At 32.2% G+C, this 14059-nt stretch carries 13 protein-coding genes and 1 other annotated feature; of the genes, 9 read left to right on the top strand and 4 right to left on the bottom strand.

Annotated elements, in window-relative coordinates; genetic code table 11:
* Window positions 1-38 precede the first annotated feature (38 nt).
* From GAN53_RS01710 to pepT, 5 genes are all read left to right on the top strand, one after another.
* Window positions 39-758, top strand: a complete 720-nt coding sequence (locus tag GAN53_RS01710; RefSeq protein WP_151409292.1) for an ABC transporter ATP-binding protein — start codon at window positions 39-41, stop codon at window positions 756-758.
* On the top strand, window positions 742-1767 hold the full coding sequence (locus GAN53_RS01705) for a COG1361 S-layer family protein (protein ID WP_151409291.1): 1026 nt from the start codon (window positions 742-744) through the stop codon (window positions 1765-1767). Before GAN53_RS01710 ends, GAN53_RS01705 begins: the two co-directional genes overlap by 17 nt.
* The gene (locus tag GAN53_RS01700; RefSeq protein ID WP_151409290.1) at window positions 1754-3124 is read left to right on the top strand and encodes an ABC transporter permease; all 1371 of its coding nucleotides are present in this window, start codon (window positions 1754-1756) and stop codon (window positions 3122-3124) included. Before GAN53_RS01705 ends, GAN53_RS01700 begins: the two co-directional genes overlap by 14 nt.
* A gap of 9 nt (window positions 3125-3133) precedes the next feature.
* On the top strand, window positions 3134-4429 hold the full coding sequence (locus GAN53_RS01695; protein WP_151409289.1) for a hypothetical protein: 1296 nt from the start codon (window positions 3134-3136) through the stop codon (window positions 4427-4429).
* 66 nt (window positions 4430-4495) lie between these two features.
* Complete coding sequence (gene pepT / locus GAN53_RS01690; RefSeq protein WP_151409288.1) at window positions 4496-5731, top strand: peptidase T; 1236 nt, start codon at window positions 4496-4498, stop codon at window positions 5729-5731.
* Between the two features lie 70 nt (window positions 5732-5801).
* Here the strand turns inward: pepT and murJ are convergent, their stop codons facing one another.
* The 4 genes from murJ to GAN53_RS01670 are packed head-to-tail and all read right to left on the bottom strand — an operon-like array spanning window position 5802 to window position 10141.
* Window positions 5802-7316, bottom strand: a complete 1515-nt coding sequence (murJ, locus tag GAN53_RS01685; RefSeq protein ID WP_151409287.1) for a murein biosynthesis integral membrane protein MurJ — start codon at window positions 7314-7316, stop codon at window positions 5802-5804.
* Entirely contained in the window at window positions 7313-7825 is a 513-nt protein-coding gene (locus GAN53_RS01680; RefSeq protein ID WP_151409286.1) for a hypothetical protein, read from the bottom strand. Before GAN53_RS01680 ends, murJ begins: the two co-directional genes overlap by 4 nt.
* Before the next feature lie 8 nt (window positions 7826-7833).
* The gene (locus GAN53_RS01675) at window positions 7834-8568 is read right to left on the bottom strand and encodes an amino acid ABC transporter ATP-binding protein (protein ID WP_151409285.1); all 735 of its coding nucleotides are present in this window, start codon (window positions 8566-8568) and stop codon (window positions 7834-7836) included.
* On the bottom strand, window positions 8555-10141 hold the full coding sequence (locus GAN53_RS01670) for an ABC transporter substrate-binding protein/permease (protein ID WP_151409284.1): 1587 nt from the start codon (window positions 10139-10141) through the stop codon (window positions 8555-8557). Before GAN53_RS01670 ends, GAN53_RS01675 begins: the two co-directional genes overlap by 14 nt.
* Window positions 10142-10205: 64 nt before the next feature.
* Window positions 10206-10440 (bottom strand) — a binding site (T-box leader).
* 69 nt (window positions 10441-10509) lie between these two features.
* Here GAN53_RS01670 and GAN53_RS01665 point away from each other — a divergent pair.
* The 4 genes from GAN53_RS01665 (at window position 10510) to GAN53_RS01650 (ending at window position 14032) form a co-directional block, all read left to right on the top strand.
* Complete coding sequence (locus GAN53_RS01665) at window positions 10510-11007, top strand: transcription repressor NadR (RefSeq protein ID WP_151409283.1); 498 nt, start codon at window positions 10510-10512, stop codon at window positions 11005-11007.
* Window positions 11008-11075: 68 nt separating this feature from the next.
* Window positions 11076-12095, top strand: coding sequence for a PTS transporter subunit IIC (locus tag GAN53_RS01660; RefSeq protein WP_151409282.1), 1020 nt, complete (start codon window positions 11076-11078; stop codon window positions 12093-12095).
* Window positions 12096-12275: 180 nt separating this feature from the next.
* Window positions 12276-13064 carry an Mrp/NBP35 family ATP-binding protein gene (locus tag GAN53_RS01655; protein WP_151409281.1) on the top strand — a complete coding sequence of 263 codons (789 nt, stop codon included), beginning with the start codon at window positions 12276-12278 and terminating at the stop codon, window positions 13062-13064.
* An 8-nt stretch (window positions 13065-13072) separates the two neighbouring features.
* Entirely contained in the window at window positions 13073-14032 is a 960-nt protein-coding gene (locus tag GAN53_RS01650; RefSeq protein WP_151409280.1) for a DUF1002 domain-containing protein, read from the top strand.
* The last annotated feature ends 27 nt before the right edge of the window (window positions 14033-14059 follow it).

Below are 14059 nucleotides of genomic sequence, written 5' to 3'. Positions count from 1 at the left end.
TTTACAATAAATAAACGAAATAAGGCTTGGAGAAAAATATGTCACTAATACAGGTGCGTAACCTAAAAAAATATTATAAAGTAGGAAATAACATTATCAAGGCCTTAGATGGGATAGACTTAGATATAGAGAAGGGAGAATTTATTGCCCTTTTGGGAACATCCGGTTCTGGAAAATCGACCCTTTTAAATATGTTAGCAGGTCTTGAAAGACCCACTAAAGGCTCTATAAAGTATGGGAAAATTACCCTAAATGAGCTAAAAGAAACGGAAATAACCAAATTTAGAAATCTTAATATTGGTTTTGTTTTTCAATCCTATAATCTTTTGCCCTATCTTTCAGCTTGGGAAAATGTATCATTGCCCCTAACTTTTAAAGGCTTGGGCAAAGAAGAAAGAAAAAAAGAAGCCTATAAAATTTTAAATCAAGTAGGACTTGGCAACAGAATGGACAACAAGCCAAATGAATTATCCGGTGGTCAACAGCAAAGAGTTTCAATAGCAAGAGCCTTTGTAGGCACACCAAAGATAGTCTTTGCAGATGAGCCAACGGGAAATTTGGATACAAAAACCAGCTTTGAGGTTATGAAACTGATAAAGGATATGACAAAGAAAAACAATCAGACTTTTATCATGGTAACTCATGATGAAGAGATGACTGAATTTGCCGATAGAACTCTTTTTATGAGAGATGGAAAGATAGAAAAAATACACAAAAATTTAACAATTGATGAGGTTTTAGATGTCAACAAACAATAATCAAACAAACGAAATTCAAGATACAAGCGATCAAACTCCAACAGTACAAATGAAAAATCAACCTAAATTGATTATTTCAAATTATTCAATTGCACCACAAACTGTAGAAGCAGGTAATGATTTTACCTTATCCTTCACTCTTTATAACACAAATGCAAAAAATACAATCTATAACTTAAAAGTAAGCATAGATCAACAATTGCAATCTCAACCACAAGCAAGTGGGGATAATACTGCATTAGTAAGTGATGGATCTGTATTTACACCTATGAATAGGTCAAATTCATTTTATGTCGCAGCTTTGTATCCATGGAACACTGCCACAAGAACAATAAATATGGGAGTTAATCCAAATTCTGCAGCTGGAAATTATGTAATTGGACTTACATTAGAATATGAAGATTATTGGGGCAACCAATATCAAACCAAAGAAGCAATTGGAATTCCAGTTGTCCAAAGAGCAAATGTCACAATTGGAAATGTAAAACACGATGAACTTATGGTAGGCCAACAAACAGCAGTTTCTGTAAAGATTTACAACACTGGAAAAGACAATCTAAACACATTTATGTGCGATGTAATTGGCAAGGGTTTTACAATTGATAATGATAGAAGATTTATAGGCAATTTCAAAACAGGATCTACAGAAGAATTTAGCTTTAACATTACTCCAGATAGAGAAGGAGAAGTTGAAGGAAAAATTCTAATAACCTATGAAGATTCAGCAGGAAATGTCCACACCCAAACACAAGATTTCACAGCAGAAGCTATGAATATGGATATGGGAGGATCTGAAGATGGCATGATTCAAGATCCAAATACAGGAGAGATGATTCCAGCTGATCAAGCAAATCCACCAGAGGGAGCTGATAATGGCGGATCAATATTTACATCTCCATTTTTCTGGGTTGGAATAATAGCAATCATTGCACTAGTTGGAGCTTTAATTTATAAAAAAAGAAAAAATAAGAAAAACGAGGAGTTGATTATAGAAGATGAAGATATCTGATAGATTTATAATGGCCCTAAGAAACCTATGGCGTCGTAAATCTAGAACCATATTAACAATTTTATCCGTTGTCATAGGTTCAACATCTATCATCTTGATGCTAGCCTTTGCAGAAGGTATATCAGCTAGCCAAAAGCAAATGATCGAATCTTTTCAAGGACTTACAACTATACAAATTTATAACGATTCACCAGATGGCTTAAAAGTTGATGCTAAACTTATAAATGACCTAAAAAAAATAGACCATGTAAGCTCTGTTATTCCATCAAAAAATATATATTTGGAAATGAAAGTTGAAGATAATGACGACTATCAACTAGACGGTTCCTTTCAAGTAATTCCTGATGATGTCTTTAAACTTTTAAAAAAGGAAGATTTGGAATGGGGAAATATTCCAAAGGCAAGCGATGATTCTACCATACTTTTAGGTACTAATGCATCAGCCATGACAAAAACAAAACACGGGGCTGATACTTGGTTTGAACCTGATGAAAATTTCGACTTTAATGCTCATAAATATATATTTTCTTTAGGTTATAAAGACGAAAGTCAAGATGATGGGGTAAATTTTGGAGAAGAAGATAATCCCGATGATCCAAACAAGGGCAAGCCACAAGTAGTGGAAATTCCAGCAAAAATTTCCGGTAAACTTGCCCAAGGTTCAATTCTTACTGGTTATAACTCATATATGAATGAAGCAACTTATAATAAGTTGAAAAAAGAAGATGAAAAGCTCGCCTATCCAACGATGAACCAAAATTATGACATGGATGGTAATCCTATAAAAGAAACTGCGGGCAAAATCACCTATGATAGTGTTTCGGTTGTTATAGATAGTACAAAAAATGTGAAAGATGCAGAAATAGAGATCAAAAAGCTAGGATATTCAACAAATTCTATGGCTAAAGCAAGTGAAGAAGTTGAAAATCAAACAAGAACCATTATGTTAATTCTAGGAGGCATAGGTTCTATTGCCTTTATAGTTTCTGCCATAGGAATTATCAACACCATGATAATGAGTATTTATGAACGTCAAAAAGAAATAGGCGTTATGAAAGTTATCGGTGCAAGCGTATCTGATGTTCAGACCATGTTTTTGATAGAATCTGGTTTTATAGGATTTTTTGGTGGAATTTTGGGACTAATAATTTCTCTAGTTGCAGCTTATTTTCTAAATAAAGTTCTCTCAGGCGGTGAATCCATTTTTTCTGCAGGAGGCGGCCCAGCTGTAATAATCCCATTTTGGCTTGGCTTAGTTGGAGTTTTGTTTTCAGCCTTGGTAGGAGTTCTTGCAGGATATTTGCCAGCAAGACGAGCAACGAAGCTATCGGCTATAGATGCTTTGCGCGCAGAATAAGGAGAAAAAATGAAAAAATATATATCTATTTTAGTTTTAAGTCTAATAATGGTAGGATGCACAAATTCTTCTAATCAGAAAGATTATTCTAACAAAGAAATTAGTTCAAATACAACAAATGAAGAAATTGATCTTTCAAAAAAAGAAGAACATGCTGAAAATATCAAAGAAAATGAGGAAAATGACGAAAATAAAATAAAATCCTTAGAAAATGAGAACAAGGATAAAGATACAAAAGAAGATTCTTCAGATGATAAAAAAGTTGAAATAGATGTAAAAAAATCTGACGATGGCGATAAAGAAGATAAAGATAAGAAAGTAAAAGACGAAGATAAAAAAGATAAAAAAGATATCAAAGACAAAAAATCCAAAGAAGAAAAAAACGAAGAGGAATCAAGCAAAGTTAGCAAAAATGACTACTTCTATTTGCCAGCCTCAGCTTTAGTTAGAGTAAATGAAGATGGAGAAATGGTTGACGATCAGGGTAATACAAAGCCAGAAGAAAGAAATAAATTCTATGAATATGTAAAATACACTAACAATATTTTGGTAGAATCAAATATTTCCTCTCCTCAAGCCAAGATTATTAAAGTTACTGGCAAAGAAAAAACTACTCTCTTCGAATTTCAAAAAGGCGAAGATTTTAGGCCTTTAGGTATGATAGGGGATAAAATTTACGGTTTCCACACCTATACAAATTACAATGACGAACTAGGAATTGATGAGATGGATTCTGACAAATCCGCAATTGGGGTAGTTGATTTAGCTAAGGGCAAAGTTTTTGACTACCAAGCAACTGTTGGAATAGCAACTGGAACTGTCGCCCTAATCCAAGGAGAAATTCAATATACATCAAATGCAAACAAAGATAGCGAAGATATTTACAATTATGATTTGTATAAGCTAGACCTAAACAAAGATTATGATCAAAAAGTAGAATTAATAGAAAAAGATTTTGGCTTGCAATATCTTTTTGGTCAAAAAAACTTTGAAAATGGCAAGGCAAACTGGAATATTAGACGTGCGGATAATGAGAGTATTTATGTAGATGGCAAAAAATTCCCGTTTTTGTGGGCAGAAATGGGATCTCAAGAATTTATTGGCAACAATATTTTCTATTTTACAGGTGTTGATTCCAAGGCAGATGGCCCACTTGATCCTTTCCTAAGTCATCTAAAAATTATTGATATTGATAGTCAAAAAGAAATATTTAATCAAGATATTAGAGGCTTAAAACTTTTTGATGGCAAACTTTATTATCTAAATAAAGACAAAGAAGTTAAATCTTTAGATCTTGACTTATAAGAAAGAAAAATCACAGCAAAGTCTGTGATTTTTTCGCATAAAATCCTAAAAATAAGGAAAGTTAAAATGAATGAAAAAATAATAAAAGAAAAATTACAAGAAAATTTTTTAAGATACTTGACAATTTCAAGCCAATCTGACGAAAAAAATGAAAATATTCCATCAAGTGTGGGACAAATTGAATTAGCAAGACTTTTACAAAAAGAATTGGAAGACTTAGACCTTTGCCAAATAGAAATCAACCAATACGGAGTTCTTCAAGCTAGACTTCCAAAAAGAGGATCAGAAAAAGCTCCAATAGGCTGGGTTGCCCATCTTGATACTGTCGATGTCGGTTTATCAGATGAAATCAACCCTCAAATAATAAAAAACTACGATGGCAAAGATATTATCTTAAATAAAGAAGAAAAAATAATTTTTTCCACAAAAGAAAATCCTGAAATTCTCTCTTATATGGGAGATGATATAATACTTACAGATGGCAAATCAGTTTTGGGAGCAGACAATAAGGCTGCAATAGCAAATATTATGACTGCCTTGTGGTATCTAAAAGAAAATCCTCAAATAAACCATGGAGAAATTTATCTAGCCTTTGTCCCAGATGAGGAAATTGGCCTAAGAGGCTCAAGAAAAATAGATTTTGACAAATTTAAAGTTTCTTACGCCTACACAATTGATTGCTGCAAACTTGGAGAATTAATTTATGAAACATTTAATGCAGCAAGCGGTATCTTAAAAATAAAGGGAGTTTCTGCTCATCCAATGTCTGCCAAGGGAAAGCTCGTAAATCCAATAATGATAGCCCATGATTTTATCAATATGCTCGATAGAAATAAGATGCCAGAAAATACCGAAAATAGAGAAGGTTATGTGTGGATAACAGACATTAATTCAGATGTCCTAAATTGCAAAGTAGATTTTAATATTAGAAATCACGATAAGGAAAAATTCGAAGAAAGCAAAAAATACCTTATCCAAGCAGTAGACCTTTTAAAAGAAAGATACAAGAAAGCAGAAATTTCAATCGAGATTACAGATGTTTATTCAAATATAGCCGATTCAATTGATGAAACAAACAAAGTCGCCATAGAAAATCTAAAAGAAATTTACAAAAAATTACAGATAGATCCAATAATTATTCCTATGCGAGGGGGAACTGACGGATCCTACCTATCAACAAGAGGAATCTTTACACCAAACTATTTCACAGGAGCCCACAACTTCCACTCAAACAAAGAATTTTTACCAATGGATAGCTTTTACAAATCATTTTTGGTGACTTTGGAATTGATGAGAGGATAGAAAGTAGATTTTAAGAACTTTATAAAAGTAGAAATCAGATAAAATTTTAATAAATAAAAAACAAGGAACGCTATTTTGCGCTCCTTTTCTTTGCTATTTTGTTTTTAAATGCTTGAATAATTTCTTCTATTCCATCAACTTTTAGTAGATATATAAGACTTAGATAAATTACAGCGGAAAGTGCTATTGTTAGTAAAAGCCAGAAGTTTGATGGTTTTAGCGAAAAGAAAAATTTTGCAAATATTCCAAGAAATGCTCCTCCTATTAATAATTTGCTTATATTTTTTCCTATATAGGCAAAATCAAGATTGCCATAAGTTTTCTTATACATTACAAAGGCTATGATTACGGCTGAAAATTGGCTGATTGTCGTAGCAAGGGCAAGGCCTACTAGTCCGTAAATTCTTGATAAAGTAAAGTCCAAAATTATATTTATTCCTAGTTGGATAAAGGAAATAATCGTTGGTATTCTCGTATTTTGATTGGAGAAAAATGATAGATAAAGCAAATCAGCCAAAGCTGGGCCGATTAGATAGAGGCTATAGTAAAATAGAACCTTACTTGTCATTATCATATCTTGGTAGGTAAATTCTCCTCTAAAATATACAAAAGTTATAATTGGCTTTGATAAGATCATAAGCCCGATTATTGATGGAATAAACAAGGTCATTATTTTTACCAAAGTCTTGCTTATCAAATCTTTCATTTCGTTCATTTTGCCATTTGCAACTAATTTTCCTATTATCGGATAGGCGGTTATTTGAAAGGGGATTATAAAAGTAGAACTTACAATCCTAAGAATTTTTAGGGCGTAATTTATTATAGAAACCCCACCTTCAGGAGCGACCAAGGAAGCAAATGATTGGTCAACTATGGTTGAAATATAAACTGCTGCCATGGTAAAGGTTGTTGGTAGAGATAGGATTAAGATTTTTTTGATACTTTCATCCATCTGGTAAAATTTTCTTTTTCTCGTGAAATTTGATTTTTTTAAAGCTATCGGAAACATAAAATATTGCAACAAATAAGCTAAAAATATTCCAAAAGCCATTATTTTGACATTGCCCTTAGATATTAAGATCGTTATGCCAAGGATTATATTTAAAATAACCAAAGGCAAGGCTGGGGTTAAAAAATCTCCTTTTACTTGCAAATAAGCGGACATAATTGCTGCATAGACATTAGGATAGATGCTTAAAATTACAGCTCTCATAAAGGTAGATGCAATTTGTAATTTTTCCCCACTATAACCTGCTGCAAATAATTTTACTACAAAAGGTGCAAAGCTTAGGCCCAAAATCATAATTACAGAGGTTAGAAAAAGCATGAAATTTAAAAGTTTGTTAGTAAAAATATCAGCTTCTTTTTCTCCCTTATTTTTGTAGATTTCATTGTATGAGGGAATGTAAGTTTTGCTTAAGGCGTAGGTTATTACAGAAAATATCAGCGTTGCTGCTGTTGTAGAAGTGTTAAAGGCATCTGTAATTGGTCCTGTTCCATAGGTAAAAGAAAAAATCATCTCACGAACAAATGAGAAGATTTTTCCAATTAAATTTAATATCATTAAAAGTAAAGTGTCATTCATAATTTTTTGCTAGCATATCCTAAAAGAAAATTATCTATAGATTCTATTTCTAAGGTTATTATCTGATCTATTGAAATTTCAAATTGGTCAAAAACCTTGGCGTTTGATTGATTTATAGCATCGATTTTTACTAAATTTTCTGTAAAAGAATTTACATAGCCACAAATGCTATCATAATAGTCAAAACTTGTGGCAAGGGTTATAATTTTATGGTTTTCTTTGGCATATTTTATCAAATCTATAAAATCAGGCTTTGATTTATAGATTGGGTTGTCGGAATTGCCTATGGAAATATTGCCCCAAAAATCCATGTATTTGCTCAATTTTTTGAGATATTCGGTATCTTTTTCGATTTTTCTTATTGCTCTTTTATCAAATAGCAAATATCCATCGATTTTGCCTTGGTCATCTACCAAATGAGCAAAAAGCCTATTGGAATTTTCATAAATTATTGATCCTACGGCAAAAGAATCTTCATCTGATGAATATATTTCAACTAAATCTTGCATTTAATCTCCTAATTGTTTAAAAATCTTGACAAGAATTCACGAGTTCTTTCGTTTTTTGGATTGTTAAAGATCTCTTCAGGCTTGCCATCTTCTAAGATTATACCTTTATCCATAAATAAAACTCTAGTTGAAACATCTCTAGCAAAATCCATTTCGTGAGTTACAACTATCATTGTAATTCCAGATTTTGCTAACTTTGTCATAACTTCCAATACTTCTCCAACCATTTCTGGGTCAAGAGCGCTTGTAGGCTCATCGAATAATAAAACTTTTGGATTCATAGACAAAGCACGAGCTATGGCAACTCTTTGCTTTTGGCCACCGGAAAGTTGTGAAGGCTTATGGTTTACAAATTTTTCCATGCCAACTGTCGTTAATAATTCCATGGCAGTTTTTTTGGATTCTTCTTTTGATTTTTTTAAAACTATTTCTTGACCCAAAGTACAATTGTCTAGGACATTTTTATTTTCAAAAAGGTTAAAGTTTTGAAAAACCATGCCAACTTGTGACCTATATAATCTTTCGTCAAAATTGTGGGAAAGGATATCTTTGCCCTCGTACAAAATCTGTCCACTGGTTGGATTTTCTAATAAGTTTAGACACCTTAATAGGGTTGATTTTCCAGACCCTGATGAACCTATTATTGAAACTACTTCGTTTTTTTCTATGGCAAAATTTATGTCTTTTAAAACTAAATTGTCGCCAAATCTTTTTTCTAAATTATTTACCTTAATTATTGACATTTTTTGCTCCTGTTGATGATTCATAGACAAATTCTCTTCCATACATTCTCTTTTCAACTAATAAAATAATTCTTGTTACTGCAAATGTTAAGATAAAGTAAATTATTGCAGTTATCAAATAAGTTGGGAAGTATTGGTAGGTAGATCCTGCAACAGATTTACTCATGAAGAATAATTCTGTTACTGAAATTACGTTTAATACTGAAGTATCTTTTATATTTATTACAAATTCGTTGCCCAAAGATGGGAGAATATTTCTTACGGCTTGTGGAATTACAACTTTATTCATTGTTTGAAAATGTGTCATTCCCAAGGCTTTACAAGCTTCAAATTGTCCCTTATCAATTGAGTTTATACCACCACGAACAACTTCTGATAGATAAGCTCCGGTATTTATAGAAACTATCAAAATTGCCGCAAACATAGTGGATAAATCAATATCAAAATATTGTTTTAGACCATAAAATATTATTACTGATTGAACCATCATTGGCGTTCCACGGAAAATTTCCACATAGGCTGCTAAAATGAAATTTACAATTTTGTGTAAAGTATAGGCAAGTTTGTTTTTAACTTTGCTAACTTCAATTTTTCTGATAATTGCAACAAGTAGGCCAATCAAAAATCCCAATAGGGTAGAAAGTATAGCTATAAATAGTGTATTTACAATACCACTTAGGAAAAGTGAAGAATATTTTTCCCAAATACTAGACATTTCATCTAAGAAAGTTGGATTTTCATTAGCATTTCCATCTTCTGTAGTTAATAAAACCATTTCTTTCATGGTTTCTTCTCTTTCTTCTGGGGAAATATCTTTTAAGGCCTCATTTATTTTTGGAGTGAGTTCTGAATTTTTCTTAACTCCAACTGAAATAGAAGTTAAAGATTCGTCAACTTCAAAGCCATTTCCTTCTTCAAAAGATACGAATATCAAGTCAGGATTTGAGGTCATTGCACTTTCAGCTCCTGGCTTATCTGATACATAACCATCGATTGTGCCAGCTTTGGTTGCGGCGATCATTGTTGGGAAAGAATCAAGAGCTTGTTCTTTTTTTATTCCTTGCATTTGGTCAAGTAGATCATAGTGATAAGTTCCCAATTGGCCGGTAATTTTTGCATCAACAAAATCATTTATGGATTTTGCATCCTTGTATTTTGAGTTGTTTTTTAAAATTACTCCAACTTGGGCGTCATAGTAAGAATCGGTAAAATCAATTTGTTCTTTTCTTTCTGCTGTTGGACTCATACCTGCAACAATTATATCGATTTTCCCGCTGGTTAGAGCTGGAATTAGGCCATCCCAATCGATCTTATAAATTTCTAAATCCATGCCTAATTTTTTGGCTACTTTTTTTGCTATTGCAATATCATAGCCGTTGGCATATTCGCCCGGGGAATTTTTGACAGGAACCCCTCCCTTACTATCATCCACCTCTGAGAAGTTATATGGAGCATAATTTACTTCCATTCCTACTCTTAGGACATTTTTTTCATTTGAGCTTGCAAAACTTATGTTTGCAAAAGTCATAATCATAACTAATAAACTTAACAAAAATCTCTTTAACTTTTTCATTTTTTCTCTCCTCTTCTTTTTTGGGTTAAAAAAGTATAAAAAAAATACACGCCCTATAATCATCCCATGGGACGAAAGGCCGTGTTACCACCCAAATTCATGCACACTTTGCAATATGCACCTTACTAAGTACATTCATACTCTTTTGCTATAACGGGCAAATCCCGTCTTTGAATCATAAAAAATCCTCAAAGCAACTCCAAGTCTTTTTTCACCAAGTAATTCATTTTCCTAATTTCACCAGTAAGGAATCTCTGTAAATTTATTATCCTAGTTACTCTTCTTTTCAATGTTGTTTTTCTAATGATACGATTAATAAAAACTTTTGTCAAGTAAAATGTAGTATATTAATAAAAAAGGAGGAAAAAATGAAAATCAGTCAAAGACAAAAACAAATCATAGATATCCTTCAAAAAGCTGAAAATCCAATAAACGGAGATACTCTTGCCAAAGAATTTTCTGTTTCAAGACAAATTATAGTAAAAGATATTTCTCTATTAAAAGCTTTTGGCCTTGATATAATTTCCACCAATAAGGGTTATAAAATCGAAAATAAGACAGAATTTAAGAAAATAATCGAGACAAAACATGAAGATAAAGATATAAAAGATGAGCTAAATACCATAGTTGATAATGGTGGGGTAGTCATTGATGTTTTTATTAATCATCCAGTTTATGGAGTAATAAAGAAAAATTTGGATATCCATTCTAGAAATGGGGTTAATAATTTTGTAAAAAATATGACAAAAACAAAACCTCTCAAGGAACTAACAGAAGACGTTCATTTTCACACAATAAGTGCAAAAAGTCTTGATGATTTAGAAAAAATCGAAGAAGCTCTAAGAGAAAAAGGTTATCTAAATTAATTTCCCGGTGTATATACAACAATCTTTTTTTGTGGTATACTTTTACCATCACAAAAAAAGGGGATATTATGAAAAAATATTTACAAGAACAAAATATAAGCTTATCAGCTCATACATATTTTATAGATGCCCTAGGAGCCATGGCCTTTGGACTTTTTGCATCTTTACTTGTCGGAACAATTTTAAATTCAATCGGTAATAGTTTTAATATAAGTTTTTTGACAGAAAGAATTTGGCCTTTGATAGGCAAATCCACAGGAGCAGCCATAGCAGTTTCCATTGCCTATGCTCTTAAAGCTCCAAATTTGGTTTTATTTGCCATAACGATTGTAGGAATTGGCGCATACGATTTGGGAGGACCAGTTGGAGTTTATGTTGCCAGTGTTTTTGGAACAGAATTTGGAAAACTTGTATCAAAAAGAACGAAATTAGATATAATTATTACTCCAGCAATTACAATTTTGGTTGGAATTTTTGTTGGAGATTTGATAGGACCAGGAGTTGCTGGTTTTATGAATGCTCTTGGAAATCTTATAATGAAAGCTACAGAGCTTAGACCGTTTTTGATGGGTATAATTGTTTCGGTTCTTGTTGGAGTTGCCCTAACTCTTCCAATTTCTTCAGCTGCAATTTGTATGATGTTATCTCTATCAGGACTAGCTGGAGGAGCAGCAACAGCAGGATGCTCTGCTCAAATGATTGGCTTTGCAGTTATTAGTTATGCTGATAATGGTTTTGAAGGACTTCTTGCCCAAGGCTTGGGAACAAGTATGTTTCAAGTTCCAAATACCATAAAAAATCCCAAAATTTGGCTACCTCCAACCATAGCAGCGGCAATTTTAGGACCAATATCGACTTTGATTTTCAAAATGGAAAATTCTCCTTTAGGTTCTGGTATGGGTACAAGCGGTCTTGTTGGTCAAATTTCAATGATAAATACCATGGCAGGATCAAGAGATTTGCCAATACTTTTAGCAGAAATATTGCTTATGCACTTTATATTACCAGCTCTTATAAGCTTTGGCATTTATAAAATAATGCATAAAAAAGGTCTGATAAAAGATGGGGATATGAAGATAGATTTTTAATTAATTAGCTATTAATATTATCTTTAGAAATTAAGATATATTAATAGCTTTTTTCTTTATCTAATCTTAACACAAATTAATTTATAATTAAGCTAATCTATTTTTAAATATCTTAAAATTATTGTAATTAATCAAAACAACAATATAATATAATTACAAATTTTAAAAAAAGGAGTCATAATGACAGAAAAAAATAGAAATTTCGACCAATTTAAAATACAACTAAATGAAGGATCTTCTATTGGTCATACAATAGCTATAATGAGTGGAAAAGGTGGAGTTGGCAAATCATCTGTTACAAGCATGATAGCAAATAAATTAAACAAGAAGGGCTATAAGGTTGGCATCTTTGATGCTGATGTAACAGGACCTTCAATTCCTCAAGCTTTTGGCATAAATGAAAATGTAAAAGCAACAGAAAGTGGCTTAATAGGTCCAGGTCTAAGTCGCGATGGGATAAAAATTATTTCCATAAATATGGTTTTACCTAACAAGACAGATCCAGTTGTTTGGAGAGCTTCAATTGTAAATGGAGTTATCAAGCAATTTTATTCTGACGTTGATTGGGGTAAACTCGATTATTTATTAATCGATATGCCACCTGGAACAAGCGATATTCCACTTACAGTTTTTCAATCAATTCCAATAGATGGAGTAATTGCAGTTGCAACTCCTCAAGATTTGGTAGGAATGGTTGTGGAAAAATCCTTAAAAATGGCAAAAATGATGGGCAAAAATATAATTGGAATAGTAGAAAATATGAGCTATTTCCTATGCCCAGACTGTGGTAGCAAACACAAAATTTTTGGCGATAGCAAAATTGATCAAGTAAGCGAGAAGTTTTCAATCGATACGCTTATAAAATTACCAATTAATCCTTTAATATCCCAAAAAATTGACCAAGGTCTAATCGAAGATATGGATATAAATGAGCTAGACCCAATTATAGAAAAAATTGAAAAATTATAGGAGCATATATGAAAAATAAAATATTAGCATTTTTGCTAGCCATATTTATCCTAACACCATCAATCTCACAAGCTAGTACAAATAGTGGGAAAATTAATGATGTGATTTATGGTATAGCTTTAAATGAAGATGAAAAAAATCAAGTTAACCAAGCTTTTGGTATAAAAGCAAATGACAATGTAAACTATTCAAGCGTAAATGGCAAAGAAGCCAGTGGATATTTGGGAATTAATGCCCTAGATGGCAACATGATTTCTTCAGTTTATATCAAGTACCTAGATGAAAATTCAGGCATAAGAGTAAATATAGTTACTCCAAATAACATCACAAAAATAACCAATGGCCAATATACCAACGCTGCAATTACAGCAGGAATAACCAATGCAGATATTTTTGTTGCAAGTCCAAAGCCTGTAACAGGTGAATCTGCCTTGGCAGGAGTTTATAAAGCTTTAAATGCTAAAGGAGAAAAAATCGACCCAAAGAGAGCGCAAGCTGCTCAAGATGAGCTAAAAACTGTAATAGAAATATCAGATCAAAACAAAGGCAAAGATGGCTTTGACCCAAAAGAGCTAGACAAAGTTATAATCGAAGTTAAACAAAAATTAGCAGAATACAAGGAAAAAACTGGCAAAACTGCTAGCAGCGAACAAATTGGAATTTTCATTAACGATGCCCTAAAAAATGTAAATCTAGAAAATATCTTATCAGATAACAACATAAATATTTTGATAGACTTTTTTAGCAAATATCAGGATACTTCAGCCATAGATAGTAAAGAAGTAAAGGAAAATCTAATCAAATTTGGCAACGAATTAGCAAATAACGCCAGCGAATTTTATAAAAATAACAAGGATTCCATAGATGAAGTAGTAAATAAGGCTCAAGAAAGCGGTTTGCTTGATTCATTCTTAAACTTTTTAAGATCAATTGTAGATTCAATAGGAAAAATATTTTCTGGAAAATAAATTTATAATTAAAAAAATAAGGCGGTG

Source organism: Anaerococcus sp. Marseille-P9784 (genome assembly GCF_902500265.1).
Lineage (GTDB): Bacteria > Bacillota > Clostridia > Tissierellales > Peptoniphilaceae > Anaerococcus.
This window is presented reverse-complemented; position numbering and strand designations above follow the sequence as displayed.